20 protein-coding genes are annotated in these 20,736 nt (G+C 71.2%); 4 read left to right on the forward strand and 16 right to left on the reverse strand.

Annotated elements, in window-relative coordinates:
• Positions 1-89: 89 nt before the first annotated feature.
• Complete coding sequence (locus FLW16_RS38855) at positions 90-1,274, forward strand: NADH-quinone oxidoreductase subunit D (RefSeq protein ID WP_142565998.1); 1,185 nt, start codon at positions 90-92, stop codon at positions 1,272-1,274.
• 4 nt (positions 1,275-1,278) lie between these two features.
• On the opposite strand, the gene FLW16_RS38860 is transcribed toward FLW16_RS38855, so the two are convergent.
• The 11 genes from FLW16_RS38860 to dacB form a co-directional block, all read right to left on the reverse strand.
• Complete coding sequence (locus tag FLW16_RS38860; protein WP_142565999.1) at positions 1,279-1,728, reverse strand: DUF3180 domain-containing protein; 450 nt, start codon at positions 1,726-1,728, stop codon at positions 1,279-1,281.
• 18 nt (positions 1,729-1,746) lie between these two features.
• Positions 1,747-2,247 (reverse strand): 2-amino-4-hydroxy-6-hydroxymethyldihydropteridine diphosphokinase, encoded by a 501-nt coding sequence (gene folK, locus FLW16_RS38865; RefSeq protein WP_142566000.1) that lies wholly within the window; start codon positions 2,245-2,247, stop codon positions 1,747-1,749.
• A complete protein-coding gene (gene folB / locus FLW16_RS38870) occupies positions 2,244-2,627 on the reverse strand; it encodes a dihydroneopterin aldolase (protein WP_142566001.1) in 384 nt (127 codons plus the stop codon). Before folB ends, folK begins: the two co-directional genes overlap by 4 nt.
• Positions 2,624-3,049, reverse strand: coding sequence for a nuclear transport factor 2 family protein (locus tag FLW16_RS38875; RefSeq protein ID WP_142566002.1), 426 nt, complete (start codon positions 3,047-3,049; stop codon positions 2,624-2,626). The genes folB and FLW16_RS38875 overlap by 4 nt, the downstream gene beginning before the upstream one ends.
• Before the next feature lie 22 nt (positions 3,050-3,071).
• Positions 3,072-3,944, reverse strand: a complete 873-nt coding sequence (gene folP / locus FLW16_RS38880) for a dihydropteroate synthase (protein WP_142566003.1) — start codon at positions 3,942-3,944, stop codon at positions 3,072-3,074.
• 74 nt (positions 3,945-4,018) lie between these two features.
• A complete protein-coding gene (folE, locus tag FLW16_RS38885) occupies positions 4,019-4,615 on the reverse strand; it encodes a GTP cyclohydrolase I FolE (protein WP_260616079.1) in 597 nt (198 codons plus the stop codon).
• Positions 4,616-4,617: 2 nt separating this feature from the next.
• Entirely contained in the window at positions 4,618-6,624 is a 2,007-nt protein-coding gene (ftsH, locus tag FLW16_RS38890; RefSeq protein WP_142566004.1) for an ATP-dependent zinc metalloprotease FtsH, read from the reverse strand.
• Between the two features lie 267 nt (positions 6,625-6,891).
• Positions 6,892-7,449 carry a hypoxanthine phosphoribosyltransferase gene (gene hpt, locus FLW16_RS38895; RefSeq protein WP_240809458.1) on the reverse strand — a complete coding sequence of 186 codons (558 nt, stop codon included), beginning with the start codon at positions 7,447-7,449 and terminating at the stop codon, positions 6,892-6,894.
• Between the two features lie 12 nt (positions 7,450-7,461).
• A complete protein-coding gene (tilS, locus tag FLW16_RS38900; protein ID WP_142566005.1) occupies positions 7,462-8,472 on the reverse strand; it encodes a tRNA lysidine(34) synthetase TilS in 1,011 nt (336 codons plus the stop codon).
• A 72-nt stretch (positions 8,473-8,544) separates the two neighbouring features.
• Positions 8,545-9,594 (reverse strand): zinc-dependent metalloprotease, encoded by a 1,050-nt coding sequence (locus FLW16_RS38905; RefSeq protein WP_185949788.1) that lies wholly within the window; start codon positions 9,592-9,594, stop codon positions 8,545-8,547.
• A gap of 56 nt (positions 9,595-9,650) precedes the next feature.
• Positions 9,651-11,036, reverse strand: coding sequence for a D-alanyl-D-alanine carboxypeptidase/D-alanyl-D-alanine-endopeptidase (dacB, locus tag FLW16_RS38910; RefSeq protein ID WP_260616082.1), 1,386 nt, complete (start codon positions 11,034-11,036; stop codon positions 9,651-9,653).
• Positions 11,037-11,122: 86 nt separating this feature from the next.
• On the opposite strand from dacB, the gene FLW16_RS38915 reads away from it, so the two are divergent.
• Positions 11,123-11,626, forward strand: coding sequence for an inorganic diphosphatase (locus FLW16_RS38915; RefSeq protein ID WP_142566006.1), 504 nt, complete (start codon positions 11,123-11,125; stop codon positions 11,624-11,626).
• Positions 11,627-11,635: 9 nt separating this feature from the next.
• Here the strand turns inward: FLW16_RS38915 and FLW16_RS38920 are convergent, their stop codons facing one another.
• From FLW16_RS38920 to FLW16_RS38940, 5 genes are all read right to left on the reverse strand, one after another.
• A complete protein-coding gene (locus FLW16_RS38920) occupies positions 11,636-12,790 on the reverse strand; it encodes a C40 family peptidase (RefSeq protein WP_221891496.1) in 1,155 nt (384 codons plus the stop codon).
• A 103-nt stretch (positions 12,791-12,893) separates the two neighbouring features.
• Complete coding sequence (locus FLW16_RS38925; RefSeq protein ID WP_142566007.1) at positions 12,894-14,945, reverse strand: hypothetical protein; 2,052 nt, start codon at positions 14,943-14,945, stop codon at positions 12,894-12,896.
• 183 nt (positions 14,946-15,128) lie between these two features.
• Entirely contained in the window at positions 15,129-16,226 is a 1,098-nt protein-coding gene (locus FLW16_RS38930; RefSeq protein WP_221891497.1) for a saccharopine dehydrogenase, read from the reverse strand.
• A gap of 47 nt (positions 16,227-16,273) precedes the next feature.
• A complete protein-coding gene (locus tag FLW16_RS38935) occupies positions 16,274-17,047 on the reverse strand; it encodes an FxLYD domain-containing protein (RefSeq protein WP_142566008.1) in 774 nt (257 codons plus the stop codon).
• A gap of 92 nt (positions 17,048-17,139) precedes the next feature.
• Positions 17,140-18,750 carry an ABC-F family ATP-binding cassette domain-containing protein gene (locus FLW16_RS38940; protein ID WP_142566009.1) on the reverse strand — a complete coding sequence of 537 codons (1,611 nt, stop codon included), beginning with the start codon at positions 18,748-18,750 and terminating at the stop codon, positions 17,140-17,142.
• A gap of 191 nt (positions 18,751-18,941) precedes the next feature.
• Between FLW16_RS38940 and FLW16_RS38945 the strand changes: the two genes are divergently transcribed.
• The gene (locus FLW16_RS38945; protein WP_142566010.1) at positions 18,942-19,517 is read left to right on the forward strand and encodes an RNA polymerase sigma factor; all 576 of its coding nucleotides are present in this window, start codon (positions 18,942-18,944) and stop codon (positions 19,515-19,517) included.
• Positions 19,510-20,688, forward strand: a complete 1,179-nt coding sequence (locus FLW16_RS38950; protein WP_142566011.1) for a CU044_5270 family protein — start codon at positions 19,510-19,512, stop codon at positions 20,686-20,688. Before FLW16_RS38945 ends, FLW16_RS38950 begins: the two co-directional genes overlap by 8 nt.
• Positions 20,689-20,736: the final 48 nt, after the last annotated feature.

Here is a 20,736-nt window from a genome sequence, read left to right on the forward strand (position 1 = left end):
TACTGCCGTCGGCATGGGACCGTGGTCGAGTTCGTCTGATGCCTTCGCCGTCTTCGCTCCCACGTGATGAGCGTGAAAGCATGGAGGGCATGACGACCGAGCAGGAGGGCGGGCGCACCGAACGCATCGTGGGGATCGGCGCGGGAGCCGACGCCGTGCAGGCGAGGGAGCTGGCCACCGAGGACATGATCCTCAACATCGGCCCGCAGCACCCCTCCACCCACGGCGTGCTGCGGCTGCGACTCGTCCTCGACGGCGAGCGCATCACGGCCGCCGAGCCGATCGTCGGCTACATGCACCGCGGCGCGGAGAAGCTGTTCGAGGTGCGCGACTACCGGCAGATCATCGTGCTCGCCAACCGGCACGACTGGCTGTCGGCGTTCGCCAACGAGCTGGGCGTGGTGCTCGCGGTCGAGCGCATGCTGGGCATGCAGCCCCCGCCCAGGGCGGTGTGGGCCAGGACGCTGCTGGCCGAGCTCAACCGCGTGCTCAGCCACCTGATGTTCCTCGGCAGCTATCCCCTGGAGCTCGGCGCGATCACGCCGGTCTTCTACGCCTTCCGCGAGCGGGAGACCCTGCAGCACGTCATGGAGGAGATCTCCGGCGGCCGCATGCACTACATGTTCAACCGGGTGGGCGGGCTGAAGGAGGAGCTGCCCCTGGGCTGGCTCGACCGCGTCACCGCCGCCGTCGCGGCCGTGCGGCGGCGGCTGCCCGACATCGAGGAGCTGATCGCCGGCAACGAGATCTTCCTGGCCCGCACCCGCGGCGTCGGCGTGCTCGACCGCGAGACGATCATGCAGTACGGCGTGAGCGGCCCCATCGCGCGGGCCTCGGGCGTCGACTTCGACCTGCGGCGCGACGAGCCCTACCTCGCGTACGGCGAGCTGCCGGTGAAGGTCGTGACCCGGTCGGCCGGGGACTGCCAGGCCCGGTTCCAGGTGCTGCTCGAACAGGTCAAGGTCTCCCTCGACCTGGCCGACGCCTGCGTCGAGCGCCTGCGGCACCTGCCGCCGGGACCGATCAACCAGCGGCTGCCGAAGGTGCTGAAGGCGCCCGAGGGCCACACGTACGCCTGGACGGAGAACCCGCTCGGCCTGAACGGCTACTACCTCGTGTCGCGGGGCGAGAAGACGCCGTGGCGGCTCAAGCTGCGCAGCGCCTCCTACAACAACATCCAGGTGCTGCGGGAGATGCTGCCGGGCAACCTGGTCGCCGACATGATCGCGATCCTCGGCTCGATGTTCTTCGTGGTCGGCGACATCGACAAGTAGGGGATCAGGTCTCGCCTGACGGTTTGCCGGGCACCCGGCAGCAGTGCTCGAGGAACAGCGCCGCGCAGATCAGGATCACGCAGGCCACGAACGACCCGCCTCCGACCAACGCGTCCTGGCGTGGCTTGTCCAGGTCGAGCAGTTCGAGCACGTGCACCACGAACCCGGCGAAGATGCCGCCGAACGCCGCCCCGACGTACGCCGTGGCCTTGGCCAGCGCCGCCAGGCGGGCGACGGCCAGCGGCTCGACGGGCTTGGTGTCCGGGCGGCGCAGAATCCTCGCCCGGGTCAGCCAGCCCGTGTACGCCTCGCCGACGGCCAGCAGCAGCGTGGTGGGGATCGCGGTCCACGGCAGGGTCGGCACCACGGAGTAGAACTGCCGCAGCAGCCCCCAGGTGAGCAGAGCGAACACGACCACGAGACCGACGAGAACGCCGGGATTGCTGGGCTTCACGCGGGGACTCCTCGTCGATCAGGCCGGGGGTTCGAGCACGAGGTCGGGCCGCAGCCGCACCCCGCTCTGGTCCGTGTCGGCCAGCAGGGCCGCCACCGACCCGCGCCCCGGCAGCACCGCCGCCGGATCGGCCTGCGCCCACGGGACCAGCACGAACGCCCGCTCGTGCGCCCGGGGGTGCGGGAGCGTGAGCTCGGGGTCGTCCGACATGAGACTCCCGACCGTGATGAGGTCGACGTCGAGCGTGCGCGGGCCCCACCGCTCCCTGCGCTCGCGGCCGAACGCGTTCTCGACGCTCTGCGCGCGGTCGAGCAGCGTGCGGGGGTCGAGCATGCTCTCGGCGATCACGACCGCGTTGAGGTAGGGGCCCTGCTCGGGGCCGCCGACCGGATCGGTCTCATAGACCGGCGACACCGCCACGAACGTGAGCCCGGGGGCGTCGAACAGCGAGTCGACGGCTCCCTGGAGGTTCTCGATGCGGCGGCCGAGGTTGCTGCCGAGCGCGATCACGACCCTCATGCGCGACCCCTTCTGATCGTCACCACCACGTCGCCGAACGGCAGCGGGATGGGCGCCGCCGGTTTGTGCACGCTGACCTCCGCCTCCTCGACCAGCTCGTGGGCCAGGCAGGCCGCCGCCAGCCGCTCGGCGAGGGTCTCGATGAGGTTGACCGGCTCGCCCTCAACGATGCGGACGAGCTCCGTCGCCAGTGCCCCGTAGTCCACGGTGAGCGTCAGGTCGTCGGCCGCCGCCGCCGGGGCGGTGTCGAACCACAGGGCCACGTCGATCACGAACTCCTGGCCCAGCTCACGCTCGGCGGGCAGGCAGCCGTGCCTGCCGCGGGCCCGCAGACCCGTCAACCGCACGGTGTCACGGCCGGTCGCCGCCCGCGCCGTCACTGCTCCTGATCCTCCTCGTCGTCGTCACTCTGGAGGACCGGCGAGCCGTGGTAGAGCCACAGCCGCCAGCCGGTCCCGGTCCGCACGTAGGTGCTGGAGGCGACGACCCGGCCGGCCGCGAAGCCCGGTTCGTCGGTGTCGGCGGCCGTGAGGATGTTCTCCGCGCAGGTGACCACGGCGACGTCCCCGATCACGGTCGTCTGCACGTCGGTCAGCACGAACTGGATGTACGGCGTGTTGGCCATGATGAGCGCCCAGGAGCGCAGCACCTCCGACCGGCCGGTCAGCATGGGCCAGCCGGGGTGGACGCACATGGCAGGACGTCCAGGGACGTCCTCTGTCCAGATCTCCGACATCTTGTCGAGGTCGCCGCTCTCGATGGCGTTGTAGAACGCCTGGTTGAGCTCCTCGATGTCCTTCATCGGCGTCCCTGTCGGCATCTCGTCACCGGCCCTCGTCAGCGTGTCGTACGGCTGCTGCCCTCCACGCGGCGGCCACTCGCACCGCGTCGGCGTTCGCCCGCACCCGGTGCACCCGCACGCACCACGCGCCGGCCCGCGCGGCGAGCGCGGTGACGGCGAGCGTGGCGTCGTCGCTGCCGTCGAACGGCCGGGGCTCACCGTCGGGCCCCGCCAGCAGGCGGCCGAGGAAGCGTTTCCGCGACGCTCCGATCAGCAACGGGCGGCCGAGGCGGTTGAGCTCGCCGATCCCGGCCAGCAGGGCCCAGTTGTGCTCGGCGTTCTTGGAGAATCCGAGGCCGGGGTCGAGCACGATCTGCTCCTCCCGCACGCCCTCGGCCAGCACGGAGTCGACCCGCTTGCGCAGCTCCTCCGCCACCTCGGTCACGACGTCGCTGTAGATGGCCCGGCTGTCCATGTCGCGGCTGTGCCCGCGCCAGTGCATCACGACGTACGGCACGCCGGTCGCGGCCACCACCCGCGGCATCGCCGGATCGGCCAGCCCGCCGCTCACGTCGTTGACGAGCTTCGCCCCTGCCGCGACGGCCGCCTCGGCCACCTCCGCGCGCATGGTGTCGACGCTGACCGTCACGCCCTCCTCGGTGAGCGTGCGGATCACCGGCTCGACGCGGCGCAGCTCCTCCTCCAGGGACACCCGCGCCGCGCCCGGACGGGTGGACTCGCCGCCCACGTCGACGATGTCGGCGCCCTCGGCCACCAGGTCGAGGCCGTGCCTGATCGCCACGTCGGCGTCGAACCACTGCCCCCCGTCGGAGAAGGAGTCGGGGGTCACGTTGACCACGCCCATGACCAAACAGCGCCCAGACTCGGGCATACCGGGCACACTCGCTGCGGTCATGGGGTCAAGACTAGTGCCCCGAGACTCGGTGCCTGTCAGGCAGGAGCGGCGTCCCAATCGGCCGTCGCCCGCGATCAGCCGCGCAGGATCAGCGACATGGCCTCGGCCCTGGTCGCCTCACTGGAACGGAAGTCACCCCGGACGGCCGATGTGATCGTCTTGGCGCCGGGCTTGCGCACACCGCGCATGGTCATGCACATGTGCTCGGCCTCGATCACCACGATCACCCCGCGCGGCTCCAGCACCTGCATCAGGCCGTCGGCGATCTGGGAGGTCATCCGCTCCTGGACCTGCGGCCTGCGGGCGTAGACGTCCACCAGCCTGGCCAGCTTGGACAGGCCGGTGATTCGTCCCTTGTCGTTCGGGGTGTAGCCGATGTGGGCCACGCCGTGGAACGGGAGCAGATGGTGCTCACAGGTGGACATCACCTCGATGTCCTTGACGAGCACCATCTCGTCGTGGTCCGCGTCGAACATGGTGGTCAGCGCGTCCTCGGGCCGCTGGCCCAGGCCGGCGAACTGCTCCGCGAACGCGCGGGCCACCCGGGCGGGAGTGTCCCGGAGCCCGTCGCGATCGGGGTCCTCCCCGATCGCGAACAGGATCTCCCGCACCGCTTTCTCGATCCGGCCGTGGTCGAAGCCGGGGGGCGGCCCCGCCATGGGTTCGGCCATGGTCAGGCCTCGTCCCGCTGCGCCGACTGGTCGTTGACCCACGGGGTGGAGCCGGTGCCGCCGGCGGGCAGCGCCGAGCCGTTGCCGTTGGCGCGCTCCTTGGGCGTGATGACCGGAGGACGGTCGGACGGCAGGCGCTTGCCGTAGCCGGCGTAGGAGGGACGCTTCTCCTTGGGCACGACGGGCGAGAAGATCTCGAGGACCTGCTCCCTGGAGAGCGTCTCCTTCTCCATCAGTTCGAGCACGAGGTTGTCGAGCACGTCGCGGTACTGGACGAGGATCTCCCACGCCTGGTCGTGCGCGCTCTCGATGTAGCGGCGGACCTCCTCGTCGATCGCCGAGGCGATCTGCTCGGAGTAGTCGCGCTCGTGGCCCATCTCACGGCCGAGGAAGACCTCGCCGTTGCCGCTGCCGAACTTGCGGGCGCCGAGCCGCTCGCTCATGCCGTACTCGGTGACCATGCGGCGGGCGATCGAGGTCGCCTTCTCGATGTCGTTGGACGCGCCGGTGGTGGGCTCGTGGAAGACGAGCTCCTCCGCGGTGCGGCCGCCGAGCAGCATGGCGAGCTGGTCCATCATCTCGGACCGGGTCGCGAGGAACTTGTCCTCCATCGGCAGCGTCATCGTGTAACCGAGGGCGCGGCCGCGGGACAGGATCGTGATCTTGTGGACCGGGTCGGAGTTGGGCAGCGCGTGGGCCACCAGGGCGTGACCGCCCTCGTGGTAGGCGATGATCTTCTTCTCCTGGTCCGACATGACCCGGGACTTGCGCTCGGGACCGGCCATCACGCGGTCGATCGGCTCCTCGAGCGTGTTCATCGTGATGAGCTTCTGGTCCTGCCGGGCGGTCAGCAGGGCCGCCTCGTTGATCACGTTCGCGAGGTCGGCGCCGGTGAAGCCGGGGGTCCTGCGGGCGATCACGTCGAGGTCGACGTCCTGCGCGAACGGCTTGCCGCGACCGTGGACGCGCAGGATGCCCTTGCGGCCCTCCAGGTCGGGCCGGTCGATGACGACCTGCCGGTCGAAGCGGCCCGGACGCAGCAGCGCGGGGTCGAGGATGTCGGGGCGGTTGGTCGCGGCGATGAGGATCACGCCGCCCTTGACGTCGAAGCCGTCCATCTCGACGAGGAGCTGGTTCAGGGTCTGCTCGCGCTCGTCGTGGCCGCCGCCGAGGCCCGCGCCGCGGTGCCGGCCGACGGCGTCGATCTCGTCGATGAAGATGATCGCCGGGGCGTTCGCCTTGGCCTGCTCGAACAGGTCGCGGACGCGGGAGGCGCCGACGCCGACGAACATCTCGACGAAGTCGGAACCGGAGATCGAGTAGAACGGCACGCCCGCCTCACCCGCGACGGCGCGGGCGAGCAGGGTCTTGCCTGTGCCGGGCGGACCGTACAGCAGCACGCCCTTGGGGATCTTGGCGCCGATGGCCTGGAACTTGGCCGGGGCCTGCAGGAACTCCTTGATCTCCTGGAGCTCCTCGATGGCCTCGTCGGCCCCCGCGACGTCGGCGAAGGTCGTCTTCGGGGTGTCCTTGGTGATCAGCTTCGCCCGCGACTTGCCGAAGTTCATGACCCGGGAGCCGCCGCCCTGCATCTGGTTCATGATGAACAGGAAGATCAGGACGATGATGATGATCGGCAGGAAGCTGACCAGCAGGCTGACGAGGAAGTTCTCCTTCGCCACGTCGACCGTCCAGCCCTGGGAGGGCTTGGCCTGCTCGAGCGCCTGCGTGAGCTGCACGCCCTGACCCTCGACCCACAGGGCCTGGATGCGGTCGGTCGACTTGCCCCCGACCTCGACGGGCCGGTTCAGCGTCAGTTCGACACGCTGGTCCTTGTCGACCACGGTCGCGCTCTTGACATTGCCCTGCTGTATCTGCTGGACGACCGTCGAGGTATCGGCGGTTGTGTAGTTGCCGCCGCCGCCGAACATCGTGGTGACGAGCAGGAGAAGCAATACGATGCCCAGGATCCACAGCAGTGGGCCACGTGTAAATCGCTTGAGATCCATCCGTTGCGGAACCCCGGCGGGCCCGTCCCTTCCTGACCAAGGCCTGCCCCGGGAAAACCCGGGGTCGCGGCATCCCTTACCGCTCCTTCTGGCTACCGCGGGGCGGCCGACCGGCCTCCCACGGATATCCGAAGGTACACCCGGCAGCCGCGTCGGGTAACTGCCCGAGCGGCTCCGGCTTTGCCTTTCCAACGTACGTCAGCCAGCCCCGTGTTCCCCGACCTGGAGCCCAATAACGCACGATTCGAGGGTCACTTCGCTAAGGGCTTACTCCCCTCCGTACACATGAGGCGCAAGAGTCCCGATGAACGGCAGGTTGCGATACCGCTCCGCGTAATCGAGCCCGTACCCGATGACGAACTCGTTGGGGATGTCAAAACCGACGTAACGGACGTCCAACTCGACCTTCACCGCGTCCGGCTTGCGCAGCAGCGTGCAGATCTCCACGGACGCCGGGTTGCGCGACTTCAGGTTGTTCATCAACCACGAGAGGGTCAGCCCGGAATCGATGATGTCCTCGACCACGAGCACATGCCGGCCGGCGATGTCGGTGTCGAGATCCTTCAGCACCCGCACGACGCCGGACGATATGGTCCCCGCGCCGTACGAGGAAACGGCCATCCAGTCCATCTGCACGGGCACGTGCAGCGCGCGGGCGAGGTCGGCCATGACCATGACCGCTCCCTTGAGCACGCCGACGATCAACAGTTCCCTGCCGGCGTAGTCGGCGTCGATCTGGCCCGCCAGTTCTCTGATCTTCTCCTGTAGCTCCTGCTCCGAGATGAGGACTCTGGAGAGATCCTTGCCCATGTCGGCTGCGTCCACCTGGGGTTTTCCTTACGCGAGCGAGAGATTGTCCACGGCGAAGACAAGGGTGCCACAGCGCCTCACCACCCCCACCCCCCCGGGTAGGTCCACTCCCTTCTGCCCGTGCCAGCCGGTCACCAGCCGCTCGACCGCCTCGATGTGCACCGCCGCGAGCGCGGCGGCGTGCGCCCCGGCCTCCACGGCCGCCCGCTGGATGACCCGCCGCCGCACCGCCCCCGGCACGTCCGCCAGCACGGACACGTCCAGCTCCCCGCCGGCGCCGCGCGACTTCGCGTGGACGGCCTCCGCCCACGCGTCCAGGGCGTCGGCGTCGTCCCGGCACAGCCGCGCCGTACGGGCCAGCGCCTCGGCGATCCCCGGTCCCAGCGCGGCCTCCAGCGCCGGGAGGGCGTCGCGCCGCACCCTGACCCTGGTGTACGCCGGATCGTCGTTGTGCGGGTCGTCCCAGGGCCGCAGGCCGAGGGCGTCACACGCCTGCCTGGTCCGCGTCCGGCCGAGCCCCAGCAGGGGCCGCCGGTAGATCCCCGAGACCTCCGCCATGCCGGACAGGGAGCGCGTGCCGCTGCCGCGGGCCAGGCGCAGCAGCACGGTCTCCGCCTGGTCGTCGCGCGTGTGGCCGAGCAGGACAGCGGCGGCGCCCAGCCGTCCCGCCGCGGCGGACAGCGCGGCGTAGCGGGCCTCCCGCGCCGCGGCCTCGGGCCCCCCGGCCGTGCCGACCGTGACGGTCAGCACCTCGGCCTGGTCGAAACCGAGCGTGGGCGCGAGCCGTACGACGTCGCGGGCCCGGCCGGCCGAGCCCTCCTGCAGGCCGTGGTCGACGGTGAGCAGCCCGGCGCGCAGGCCGAGGCGCGGGGCCGCGAAGCCGGTGGCCGCCGCCAGCGCCAGCGAGTCGGCGCCGCCGCTGCAGGCCACGAGGACGAGCGCGCCGGACGACTCCCGCGCCCTCCGAGGGGCTGCGAGGTCCGCGAGCGACAGCCGTACGGCGCGGCGGACGTCGGCGACGGCGGGATGCGGGCCCATACGGTCATTCTGGCCGCCCGCGGCGGACAGGCGGAAACGCGCGTCGGACGGGCCCGGGCGGGTGGGGAGAAATCAGGCGGAGGCCAGGACGCGGGACATCCAGGCGTGCGGGTCGGCGATCTCCCCGCGGTCGGGCAGCGTCTCCGGCGAGGTCCAGACCTTGTTGAACGACTCCATGCCGGCCTCGTCCACGACGGTGCGCACGAAGTGGGAGCCCTCGGCGTACTGCTTCATCTTCAGCTCGATGCCGAGCAGCCGGCGGACGAGCTGGTCGAAGCGCGAGCCGCCCTCGCGGCGGCGCTGGAACTTGGCGCGGATCTCGGCGACCGACGGCACGACGGACGGGCCCACCGCGTCCATGACGTAGTCGCCGTGCCCCTCCACCAGCGTCATCACGGCCGTCACACGGTCGAGCACGGCCTTCTGCTCGGGCGTCTGGATCGCCTCGATGAGGTTGCCCTCGCCGCCCCTGAAGGCGTCGGCCACGGCGTCGGAGGCGGCGCGCAGGCGCTCCAGCAGGGTCGCCAGGTCCATCTCGGACGCGAGGAGGAACTCGGTCATCTGGCCCCGGACGTACTCACGGAGCCAGGGGACGCCGGTGAACTGCACCCGGTGGGTCTCCTCGTGCAGGCACACCCACAGGCGGAAGTCGCGGGGATCGACGCCCAGCTCGCGCTCGGCGTGCACGATGTTGGGGGCCACCAGGGTCAGGCGGCCGGTCGGGGCGTTGCCCGAGGGGTCGGGCGGGAGGAACAGCTCGTACTGCCCGAGCACCCGGGAGGCGAGGAAGGCCAGCACCGCGCCGACCTCGAGCCCGGTGATGCGCGAGCCGACCGCGCCGACGACCGCGGGCATGTTCGACATCTTCTGCGTCAGGGGCTCGAGCACCACGCGGAAGCCGTCCACGTTGGCGCGGATCCACCCCGGACGGTCGACCACGGTCGCCGCCTCGGGCGTCGCCGAGTCGATGCGGGTGAAGTCCCGCACGTGCCCCTCGGCGTCCCTCGACAGGCGCCGCAGTTCGAGGACCGCCTGCCTGGCCTCCTCGCGGCTCACCTGAGGGCCGGGCCGCACAAGGCGCACCCCGGTCGCGACGGCCAGATCCCAGTCGATCACCTGCATACCCACCACCGTACGTTCTCCGACTTCTCGCCGCGCATGCAGGCGTGAGGGGATCACTAGCTCTGGGAGACGATCGTGGCCATCTTGTCGAGGGCGGTGATCGCCTCCGGCGGGTTGGCCACTTGGTCGGCCATGAACGCGAAGGTCAGCAACCGGCCCTCGGATGTGTACGAGATGCCCGCCAGGGTGTTCACCCCGTTCAAAGTGCCCGTCTTCGCGCGTACCAATCCGGCCCCAGCCTTCGAGTCGGACTTCTCGTATCGATTGTGGAGAGTCCCGGTGAAATGCGCGACCGGCAGGCCGCTGATCAGCGAGTGCAGCTCCGGATGGGCGGGGGACGCCGCCACGGCCAGGATGTGGGCGAGGGCCGTCGGCGTGATTCTGTTCTTGGTGGACAGCCCGCTGCCGTCGTGGACCTCCACCCCGCCGCCCACGCCGAGGCGGGTGAGCACGCGCCCGACCGCCGTGGGCACGCCCTGGAAGGTGTGCGGCAGGCCCTCCTTGATGGCGGACTGGCGGGCGAGCGCCTCGGCGAGGTCGTTGTCACTGTGGGTGAGCATCCGCTCGACGAGCGCGTAGATCGGGCCGGACTCCACCCGGGCCAGCTCCTGCGCGGTGGGCGCCGCCTTCGCCGAGTCGACGCCCTTGCCCACCGTGATGCCGTTCTTCCTGAGCAGCGTGGCGAACGCGTCGGCGGTGGCCTGCGCCGGATCCGGGTAGCGGGCGCCGTTGGCCGCCCGGCCCTCGTCCATCATGAGCGCGGCCACCGGGGCGACGCTGCCCTCCGGGATGTACGTGGGCTTCCAGCCCGGAGCCGTCCGCGGCCCGCTGAACAGGGAGCTGTCGTACGACAGGTCCACCGAGGTGAGCTTCGCCGCCTTGAGCGCCTTGGCCGTAGTCGAGGCGAGCCTGGCGAGCGACGCCGGCCGCGGGTAGATCTCCTCCTGCTCGGCGGCGCTCGTCCGCGGGCCGGCCAGGGTCGGGTCGCCGCCGCCGACCAGGACGATCGATTTGGCGGAGGCCCCCCGCACGACCCGGGTGGCCAGGCGGGCGTCCGGCCCCACCGTGGCCAGCACCGTCAGCGCGGTGACGAGCTTGGTGGTCGAGGCCGGGGTGATGGCGGTGCCCGAGCGGCCGTCGAAAATCGGCGTTCCCGTCGTGACGTCGAGCACGATCCCGGCCACGCTGCCACCGAGGGCGGGGTCACCCATCGCAGCGGTGAGCCGGGTGGTCAAAGTACCCTTGGCGGGGAGAGCCCCGTCCCCCACCGCGGCCAGAACCGGACCCGCGGTCACCAGGGGGATCGGGGTCGGCTTCGGGGACGCGACCGGAGCCGGGGTCCTGTCGGCGTCATGGGTGATCAGATAAGTGCCCGCGAGGACGACGAAGATCTGCAGCAGGGCGAGGGTGGCCACCACCATCCAGCGCTCACGTCGCACCACTACGCCCTCATTTCGCGCCGACCTTGACCACGCCTACGAGACATTAACGCCAGCCCGGGAGACCGGGGACTCATGCGGAGGAACGAGTGGAGTTCGACGTTGTCGTTGAGATCCCCAAGGGACAACGGAACAAGTACGAGGTTGACCACAAGACCGGCCGCATACGTCTGGACCGCCTGCTTTTCACGTCTACCCAGTACCCCGCCGACTACGGGTTCATCGAGAACACTCTCGGCGAGGACGGAGACCCGCTGGACGCGCTCGTCCTGCTCCAGGAGCCGACCTTTCCCGGTTGCCTGATCCGCTGCCGAGCCGTCGGGATGTTCCGGATGACCGACGAGAAGGGCGGCGACGACAAGGTCCTGTGCGTTCCGGCGACCGATCCGCGGATGGAGCACATCCGCGACATCCACCACGTCGCCGAGTTCGACCGGCTGGAGATCCAGCACTTCTTCGAGGTCTACAAGGACCTGGAGCCCGGTAAGTCGGTCGAGGGCGCCAACTGGGTCGGCCGTGTCGAGGCCGAGGCCGAGATCGTCGCCAGCATCGAGCGCTTCAAGGAGACCGAGCACCACGACGAGGAGCACTGAGTCAGGGGCCTAGCCGGGCCGGGTGGCGCCGACCAGATCGTGGCGCCAGATGGGCGAGATGCGCACCACGTCCCCCGTCTGGGGGGCGTGGACCATCATGCCGCGCCCGATGTAGATGCCCACATGATGGATGTCGCCGGGGTTCCGGCTCAATCGGCCGTAGAAGATGAGGTCGCCGGTCTGCAGTTCCTTGAGCGGGACATGCCGTCCCGACGTCCACTGCGTGCCGGTCCAGTGATCGAGTGACACCCCGGCCCGTTGCCAGGCCCGCATCGTCAGCCCGGAGCAGTCGAACCCCGACGGGCCCGCGGCGGCCCACACGTACGGCTTGCCGATCTGTTTGAGCGCCCACTGGGCGGCCATCTCACCGGGGCCCGACCCGAGCCGCCCGGTCCAGGCCGGCACCGCGAGGCTTCTGCGCGCGGGGAGCGCCGCCTGCCTGGCCTTGCTCCTCGCCTGTTTCAGCTCGTCGACGCGTTCACGGGCGGCCTCCAGCCGTTTGGAGATCTCCGCTTTCTCCTGCTCGATCCGTTTGGTCTGTTCGAGCTGTTCCTCGACGGCCCGCTGTGCCGCGTCCTTCGCCTGTCGCACCTCGTCGGCGCTGCGCGACTGGTCGGAGTAGGCACGGGCCGCCTGTTCTCGGAGGATCTCGAAGACCTGTTGCGCGTCTTTCAGCCGTTGCAGTGAAGCGGTCTGTTCGTCGCCGAGTTGCGTCAGCATGCTGGCTCTTCGCAGGAAACCGTGCACGTCGCCGATGCCGCCGAGCATGGCCGCGGCGGACGGCGACAGCCGCACCCCGCCGTACCCCTCGGCCACCCTCGCCGCCACCTCGCCGCGCAGCCGGGCGACCTGGTCGGACGCCTGGCGGACCCGCCGGGCCGACTGCTCGTAGGCGGCACGCGCCTGCTCAAGCTGGACGAGTTGCCCGTTGTACGACTCCACGAGCCGCTCGGCCTCGGTGTCCAGCGCCTCTCGGCGAGCCTGCGCGACCGCGAGGTCGGCCTCGGCCTTGCCCAGTTCCCGTGCGCGCTCCTGCACCTGCTGGCGTGCCTTGGCGACGTCCTTCGCGGACGGTTTCGGATCGGCTCCCGCCGGGGCTCCGAAGGTCAGGACGAGACTTGACCCGAGCCCGGCGACCAGCCCCGATGCTCTGAGGAGTGGCAATTCCTTCCCCTTCCCTGCTCCACTCCCCTCACTTCCCGGCGACTACTCTCCGTACACATCTAAGCTACGTCCAGTAATCAACCTATGTGGTAGGTCGTCCCGTTTACACAGGGAAAGCGCCTCCGGGCCCTCCGGAGCTTCCGGTCGCGGGGCCGCCGGGAGTGCCACGACGCTCCGTTCCGCGGTCGGAGCCGCCGTCCCGGATTCCACCGGGTACGCCCGGCAGCGAGCCGGAGCCGTCCCGGCCGGGGCGATCGGGACGGCCGGGGCGGCCGAGACCCGGACCGTCGCGGCGCGAGCCGTCCCGGCCGGGACCGCCAGGGCGGGCGTGCCGCGACTGACCGCCGCCTCCGGCGCTCTCTGCCCTCTCGCCGCCTCCGGCGCTCTCTGCCTTCTCGCCGCCTCCGGCGCTCTCTGCCTTCTCGCCGCCTCCGGCGCTCTCTGCCCTTCCGCCTGAGGTGTCCTGGATCCTTCCGCCGCCTCCGGCACCCTGTGCCCTTCCGCCGCCTCCGGCATCCTGTGCCGCGTGCCTGCCGCCGTGTCCGCCGCGCCCCGGCGGTAGGGCCGTAAGCCCGCCGTGGTCGCCCGAGGGCGTACGGGAGGGCGGGGGAGTCGGCGGGCACTCCCTGTGGGGACGGGGATGGTGCTGGTGGTCACGCCAGGGCGGACGGTGCCCCGGCCAGTGCGCCGGAGGCGGTCCGCCCCGGGGCGACCAGCCCGGGCCGTGTCCCCCAGGACCATGCCCACCGGAACCGGGCCAGCCGGAACCCGGCCCGCCGGAGCCGGAGCCGCCGGGGGCGGGCTCCTCGCCCGGCTCGGTGCCCGGAGTGTCCGGGGTGCCCGAAGTGCCGGCGGTGACGGTGGGTGAGGGCGTCGGGCCGGACGGCGAGGCGCCCGGCCCCTGCGAGGACGACGCCCCTGTGGGGCGCCCGGACGGCTTGCCGTGCGGCGTGGGACGGTGCGGCCGGTTGGCGGAGGGCGGCACGGGTGCGGGCAGCGGCGCCGGACGCGGCAGGGCGACCGGCCTCGCGGAAACCACGGGCACGACCGGCTCGGCCAGCTCCCGGGAGACCGGAGGCACGGGCGAGCGCCCGCCGGCCCCGTCGACCTCGTCCGGCGACCCTTCGGGAGAGGCGGTGCCGCCGGACGGGCCGGCCGAAGCCTCCGCCGTGGGGAGCCTGAGCGGGGCGATCGTGTCGGCGGCCCGCTCGCGCAGGTCCCCGGCGAACTGGGCGAACACGAGCGCGATCGTCGCCACCGCCGCCAGGGCGGCCACGGCGCCCGCCACCGCCTGCGCCAGCCTGCCCTCGCGGCGACCGGCCCTCGGGAAGCCCGCGGCGTTGAGCCCGCCGACACGCTTGGCGACATACCGCCGGTAGGGGACGAGCTCGGGGTCGATGAAGCTGCTGAGCACCCGCACCCGCAGCGTCTCCGGCAGGGCGATCTGAGGGAGCAGGCCGAACACCTTGGCCGGGGAGATCTGCCTGACGCGCTGGCGCGCGCAGATCTCGCACCGCGCGAGGTGCCGGGTGAGCTGGGCCCGCGCCTGCGGGGTGAGCTCACCCGTGAACCCCTCGAGGATGGCGGACGCCCGCGCGCAGTCGTGGGTGGCACGCCTCGCCAGGATCTCGATGGTCACCGTCTCACGCAGCCGTTCCGTGGCCGCGTCGAGGAGCGCCTCGGCGTACCGCTCGCCCGCGCCGAGCACCCCGGCCAGGTCCTGGCCGATCATCCCGTGCCGGGCCGCCAGTTCGAGCACCTCCCGGTCCTCGACCGACAGCGCCCCCACCGCGCTGCTCGCGACGAGGCGCAGGTCGGCCTCGGCGCCTTCGGCCGTGACGCCGGGGAAGGGCACGGTCGCGACGGGGACCGGCCCCGTCTCCGGCCCGTCCTCCTCTTCCGGCGTGCGGCGGCGCATGCACTCGCCACGGGCCAGGGCGTACAGCCAGGGACGGAACCTGTCCGGGTCGGCCAGCGAGCCGACGAGGGCCTCCGCGGCGATCAGCGTGTCGCGCAGCGCGACCTGGGCGGCGTCGGGCCCGGCCAGCAACGTGCGGCAGTATCGGTAGAGATTGCCCGCATATGTGTCATAAAGGGCGGCCAGCGCTCCCGGATCCCGGGCCCGCAATGCCTCGACCAGGACGCCATCATTCATATAACTGAGAGTAAATGCTCAGTAACTCCCCGCTCCACCCATTCAGGTGAAGTCACGTACCTACATCGTCGGTTTTTACCTCCACCATCCCGTTAATTTGCCGGAATTCGCCACATTATCTGGCGACTAATCGCGAAAAATCCGGCCCAGCGGACGCCGTGCGAGACGCCGTACGGACGCCTGTCACTCCTTTACGGCCATCCCCACCTCGGCGCAGCCCCGGGTGAGCGCGTCGAGGCCGAAGGCGTCCACGGGTCCGAGGGCACCGGTGCCGTGCACACCCTCGGCCAGTGCCGTCGTCGCCGCCCAGGCCAGCACGCCGGCAGTGAACTCGTACGGGTCGCCTCCGGTCAGGTGGACGGCGGCCAGGCGGCGGCCTCCCGCGTCGTACGCCTCGGCGACGATGCTCGACGACACGCCCGCCCCGACCGGCCCGCCGCCCCCGCCCGTACGGAGCACCCGGTCGGCCAGCGCCTCGGTCGCCCGCCGGATGCCCGGCAGCGCGGCGATGGCGGGGGTCGCCTTGGCCAGCACGCCCGCGACCCTGGTCAGCCCGCCCAGCCAGCCGAGGTAGACGTTCACCTCGCGCAGGCCGGGATGCGCGGGCGGCAGCGTGAAGTGCTCGGAGGCGCCGATGGACAGGCCGTGCCGCACGCGGCCGTCCACGAGGAACTTGCGGGTGCGGCCGTGCTCGGGGACGATGCGGCCCTCGCGGAAGCCGTACATCGGTTCGAGGACCATTCCCAGCGCCGACGCGCGGGTCCCGGCGCTCGCGCGACGCGCCATGCCTCCCTCCACGAAGTAGCCGACGTCCACGCGGACGGCCCCCGACCCGGCCTTGTGCAGGGCCAGGGCCGCGGCGAGGTTGCCGGGCACGTAGTCGTACCCGAAGGCGGTCATCAGGGCCGCGCCCCGGGCCGCCGCGGCGGGGCCGTACCGCTGGAAGATCCGCTTGATGAACGTCGGCTCTCCGGTGGTGTCGAAGTAGACCGCGCCCGCCTCGGTCGCGGCGGCGACCGCGGCCTCTCCCCACCGGACGAACGGGCCGACGGTCGAGATCAGCACGTCACCCGGCGCGACGATCCTGCGTACGGACTCGGGGCGGCCGACGTCGGCGACCGCGGTGGGCAGGTCGCCGCCCAACGCGTCGGCGAGGGCGGTGAGCCTCGTCTGGTCCCGCCCTGCCAGCAGCGGCCGGGCCCCGCGTGCGGCGAGCGCCTCGGCGGTGAGCCTGCCGGTGAAGCCGGTGGCTCCGAACAGCACGATCCTGGGGATGGCCATCCCGCTACGGTAACCCGCCTGTCCTGTCAAGATCGGCAGTGGGCCGCTCACTGGCGCCGGTCGTTGGGCGGCGGATATCCGCGGTCCTTGGCGAACGGCTCCGTCGTCGGCGCGACCGTGTGCAGCGGAACGGCTCCGGCCTGGGCCAGATCCTCGTACGTCTTGGCGGTCGAGCCCCAGGTCGTGGCCTGCACGTCGGTCGCACCGACCGGCCCGCGCACGCCCTCGACGGTGATGACGAACCTGCGCTTGGCCCCCGGCCGTACATCGTCCACGTACGACGTCGCCCCGCCGACGAGCCTGCCCGCGGCGTCACGCAGCAGAGCCGTGACGGCGAGCCCGCCGGCGGGCTTGCGGAACGGGTCGAGCACGTAGCCGGTGACGAGGTAGGACCCGTTCGTCAGCTTGTCTGTGCGGACGTCCGAGATCGGGAACTTGAGGAACGCCGACGGGACCCGCGGGATGGACCGCCACGAGGCGGGGCGATAGTCGATCTTCACGCGCACCGGCTGGGCGCGGCTCGCGACCTGCCCGCTGAAGGCCAGCGGGCGGCCGGGCGGCACGGCGTCCAGCGGCTGCTCCTGGTGGACGACCTCCTTGCCTGCGGCGTCCACGGCCGTGATCACGGCGACGGCGTTCTCCCCGAAGTGCCAGCGGTTGGGGTTGCTCAGCACCCCCGCCCAGGTCACCGCGTATCCGGCCCCCGAGCGCACGATCGAGGACACCTGCTCCTTGAGGGCCAGCGGTTGCGGGCCCTCCTGCTTGTCTTCCCTCGCGCACGACGCCATCGCCAGTGCGGCGAGGGCGAGTGCGACGGTCATGTGGCAACGTCGCGTCACTTAGCCGTCATAACCGCTGAATGGGACGCCGCCTCCGGGACACGCGCGCTCCCGCCGGTATCTTTACCGGCGGTCTATCGGGGGCGGACCACGCGTGTCTCGTCCCAGACCGGATCGGGCGACTCGTACACCCGCCCGTCGGAGCCGAAGACCAGGTAGCGGTCGAAGTCGGCCGCGAACCATCGGTCGTGCGTCACCGCCAGCACCGTGCCGTCGAAGGCGTCCAGCCCCTGCTGCAGGGCCTCGGCGCTGGCCAGGTCGAGGTTGTCGGTCGGCTCGTCGAGCAGCAGCAGCGTGGCGCCCGACAGTTCGAGCAGCAGGATCTGCAGGCGGGCCTGCTGGCCGCCCGACAGCGTCTCGAACCGCTGCTCGGCGACCCGGCCCGCGAGTTCGTAGCGGGCCAGGGCCTTCATCGCCTCGTTCTTCAGCCGGGCGTGCTCGGTCATGACGATCTCGCAGGGCGTACGGCCGAGCAGTTCTGGCCGGGCGTGGGTCTGGGCGAAGTGCCCGGGGACGACCCGCGCGCCGAGCCGCATCGTGCCCGAATGACGCACGTCCTCTCCCGCCAGGAGTCGAAGGAAGTGCGACTTGCCCGAGCCGTTCGAGCCGAGCACGGCGACCCGCTCGCCGTACCAGACCTCCAGGTCGAAGGGCTTCATGAGGCCGGTCAGCTCCAGGCCCTCACACATCACCGCACGCTTGCCGGTGCGTCCGCCGCGCAGCCGCATGCTGATGACCTGATCCTTCGGCGCGAGCTCCGGCGGCCCTGCCTCCTCGAACCGGCGCAGCCGGGTCTGGGCCGCGTGGTAGGCCGGGGCCATGCCGTCGTTGTAGGTGGCCTTCTGTTTGAGCATGACCACCAGGCGCTTGAGCTTGGCGTGCTCCTCGTCCCAGCGCCTGCGCAGCTCGTCGAGCCGCTCGTTGCGCTCCCGCCGCGCCTCGGCGTACGTCGCGAAGCCGCCGCCGTGGATCCAGACGTTGCCGGACTCGACCGTGACGATCCGGTCGGCGGCGTTGGCGAGCAGCTGCCGGTCGTGGGAGACCAGCAGCACGGTCTTGGGCGTCTCGCGCAGCGCCGTCTCCAGCCACACCTTGCCCGGCACGTCGAGGTAGTTGTCGGGCTCGTCGAGCAGCAGCACCTGGTCGGGCCCGCGCAGCAGGGCCTCAAGCACCAGCCTCTTCTGCTCGCCGCCGGACAGCGTGGCGACCTCGCGATACTTCACCCTGTCGTACGGCGTGCCGAGGGCCGCCATCGAGCAGGCGTCCCAGAGCACCTCGATGTCGTAGCCCCCGGCGTCGGTGTAGTCGGTGATCGCCTGGGCGTACCGCATCTGGGTCTTCTCGTCGTCGCGCTCCATCATCGCCAGCTCGGCGGCGTCCAACCGTTCCGCCGCCGTCCTGACCCGTTGCGGCGCGACGCTGAGCAGCAGGTCCTGGACCGTACGGCCATCCCGGATGTTGCCGACGAACTGCCGCATCACGCCGAGACCGCCCGAATGGGCCACCGTGCCCTCGACCGGCTGGAGATCGCCGGCGATCATCCGGAGCAGGGTGGTCTTGCCCGCGCCGTTCGGGCCGACCAGGGCCGCCTTGACGCCCTCCCCCACCCGGAACGAGACGTCGTTCAGGAGCATCCTGCCGTCCGGCAGCACATGCGTCAGATGCCCGATCTCGACATGACCCACTTCGACGCCCCTCCCAGATTTCCCGGAGAGGCTACCTGCCGCTCACCACACCGGGCACGCCATTTTTCCGTCGTCAGGGCGGTTTGCGGGTCCGGCACACCGGCGTCGTGAACCATTCCGGAGGCGGCCGGTAATAACGGGCGACCGTACCCGCCGTCGCGAGAGGCGACTGATGAAGGGGCCCACCATTCATGCCGGAATCCGCCACGGCCGTTGACGCCGCAGACACGACGCTGATCCAGCGGTCGTTGGGGGAGCCCGAGGTCTTCGCCGTGCTCTTCGACCGGCACGCGCCCTCCCTGCACCGGTACGCCACCCGGCGCCTGGGGCCGGACCACGCCGAGGACGTGGTGTCCGAGACGTTCCTCGCCGCGTTCCAGAGCCGGCATCGCTACGACGTCCGGCACGCCGACGCCCGTCCCTGGCTGTACGGCATCGCCTCCAACGTCATCGGCAAGCGCCGGCGCAGCGAGATCACCGTCTACCGGGCGTACGTCCGCAGCGGCGTCCATCCCGCCGACGTGTCCGGCGGCCTGGTGGAGGACGAAGTGACGACGCTGGCGGTGAACCGGCCGCTCGCGGCCGCGCTCGCCGCACTCAAACCGGGCGACCGCCACGTGCTGCTGCTCGTCGCCTGGGCCGACCTGACCTACGAGGAGGTGTCGCGGGCGCTCGGCATCCCCCTCGGCACCGTCCGCTCACGACTCAACAGAGCACGCAGGAAGATCCGCGAGGAATTGACGATCAAGAAGGACCACGATGGATGAGATCACCACTGTCAGACGACTGTGGGCCGAGGTGCCCGACGGGTCGGACGAGGACCTGCGCGACGCGCGCGACGCGCTGCTGGCCGCGGCTCGCACGCCGCGATCACGGGCCTGGACGCTGCGAGTCCCCCGGACAGGGCTGAGGATCGCGCTCGCGGGCGGCGTGGCCGCCGCGCTCACCGCGGGAGTGCTCGTGGCCGAGATCCGGCCGGACGGATCCGATTCCCGCGGCGTCGCCGGGCTGCCGGCCGCGCCTCCGGCGAACGCGCGTGAGCTCCTGGAGCGCGCCGCACGGACCGCCGCGGCCGAGCCGGAGCTACGGCCTCGGTCCGGTCAGTACGTCCACCTCACGATGCGCACGATGGGCTATATGAACGTTGACGATGCCGGGATGCAGGTCACCGGGATCGAGGAGCGGTGGATCCCGGCCGGCGGCACCGGCCCCTGGCTCAGGCGCGAACGGCAGATCAGCGCGGCTCCGGCTCCGGGCATCGCACTGCCCAGCCCGCGGCCACAGCTCCAGAAGGAGCCCGAGGACACATTGACCGAGACCCCTGCCTGCCCGTCGGCCGACGCCGTCACCGCCTCCCTGATGGCCACCTGGCCCCTCGACGAGGCTTGGCTGCGGCGGCGGATCGAGACCGAGGCGGCCAAGGCCACGGCCGTGCCGGAGCACCTGCGGTTCTGGGGGGCCGTCGGCACGTTCGTCCGCGAAAGCGCCTTCCGTCCGGCTCTCACGGCGGCGCTGTTCCGGATCGCCGCCGGAATCGACGGAGTCACCATGGTGCCGGACGCCGTGGACGCGGCGGGCCGGCACGGCATAGGGGTCACCATGGAGGAGGACTTCACCCAGACCGAGCTCATCTTCGACAAGAGCACCTACCGATACCTCGGCGAGCGCACGGTGGCGACCCGCGACAGGTCGAGAACGTTCACACCTCCGCCGCTGACCGACGCGGACATCGACCGCATCGTCCGGGACGGGGTGTCCACAGGCATGGACGCCGAGACGCTGCGCCGGGATCTCGAACGGGACAGGAAGCCGAGGAAGGTGACGACGCGTACGCCGAAGGGGGCGGTGATCGACTCCAGCGCCGTGGTCGGGGTGGACGTGGCGCAGGACCTGCCCTCCCTCGCACCCCACCCCTCCCACGTCAAAGTGCCCTGCTGACGGTTCGCCCCGCCTCGTACGGGAACCATGCGGCGGAGACGTGAGGAG

Source organism: Microbispora sp. KK1-11, assembly GCF_006874435.1.
Lineage (GTDB): Bacteria > Actinomycetota > Actinomycetes > Streptosporangiales > Streptosporangiaceae > Microbispora > Microbispora catharanthi.

What these genes read in the sequence shown, in the direction of transcription:
- FLW16_RS38855 (WP_142565998.1), top strand. Translation starts at nt 90, where the DNA reads ATGACGACCGAGCAGGAGGGCGGGCGCACCGAACGCATCGTGGGGATC.
- folK (WP_142566000.1), bottom strand. Translation starts at nt 2,247, where the DNA reads ATGAGGGTCGTGATCGCGCTCGGCAGCAACCTCGGCCGCCGCATCGAG.
- FLW16_RS38875 (WP_142566002.1), bottom strand. Translation starts at nt 3,049, where the DNA reads ATGAAGGACATCGAGGAGCTCAACCAGGCGTTCTACAACGCCATCGAG.
- folP (WP_142566003.1), bottom strand. Translation starts at nt 3,944, where the DNA reads ATGACCGCAGCGAGTGTGCCCGGTATGCCCGAGTCTGGGCGCTGTTTG.
- folE (WP_260616079.1), bottom strand. Translation starts at nt 4,615, where the DNA reads ATGGCCGAACCCATGGCGGGGCCGCCCCCCGGCTTCGACCACGGCCGG.
- ftsH (WP_142566004.1), bottom strand. Translation starts at nt 6,624, where the DNA reads ATGGATCTCAAGCGATTTACACGTGGCCCACTGCTGTGGATCCTGGGC.
- tilS (WP_142566005.1), bottom strand. Translation starts at nt 8,472, where the DNA reads ATGGGCCCGCATCCCGCCGTCGCCGACGTCCGCCGCGCCGTACGGCTG.
- FLW16_RS38905 (WP_185949788.1), bottom strand. Translation starts at nt 9,594, where the DNA reads ATGCAGGTGATCGACTGGGATCTGGCCGTCGCGACCGGGGTGCGCCTT.
- FLW16_RS38925 (WP_142566007.1), bottom strand. Translation starts at nt 14,945, where the DNA reads ATGAATGATGGCGTCCTGGTCGAGGCATTGCGGGCCCGGGATCCGGGA.
- FLW16_RS38930 (WP_221891497.1), bottom strand. Translation starts at nt 16,226, where the DNA reads ATGGCCATCCCCAGGATCGTGCTGTTCGGAGCCACCGGCTTCACCGGC.
- FLW16_RS38935 (WP_142566008.1), bottom strand. Translation starts at nt 17,047, where the DNA reads ATGACCGTCGCACTCGCCCTCGCCGCACTGGCGATGGCGTCGTGCGCG.
- FLW16_RS38945 (WP_142566010.1), top strand. Translation starts at nt 18,942, where the DNA reads ATGCCGGAATCCGCCACGGCCGTTGACGCCGCAGACACGACGCTGATC.
- FLW16_RS38950 (WP_142566011.1), top strand. Translation starts at nt 19,510, where the DNA reads ATGGATGAGATCACCACTGTCAGACGACTGTGGGCCGAGGTGCCCGAC.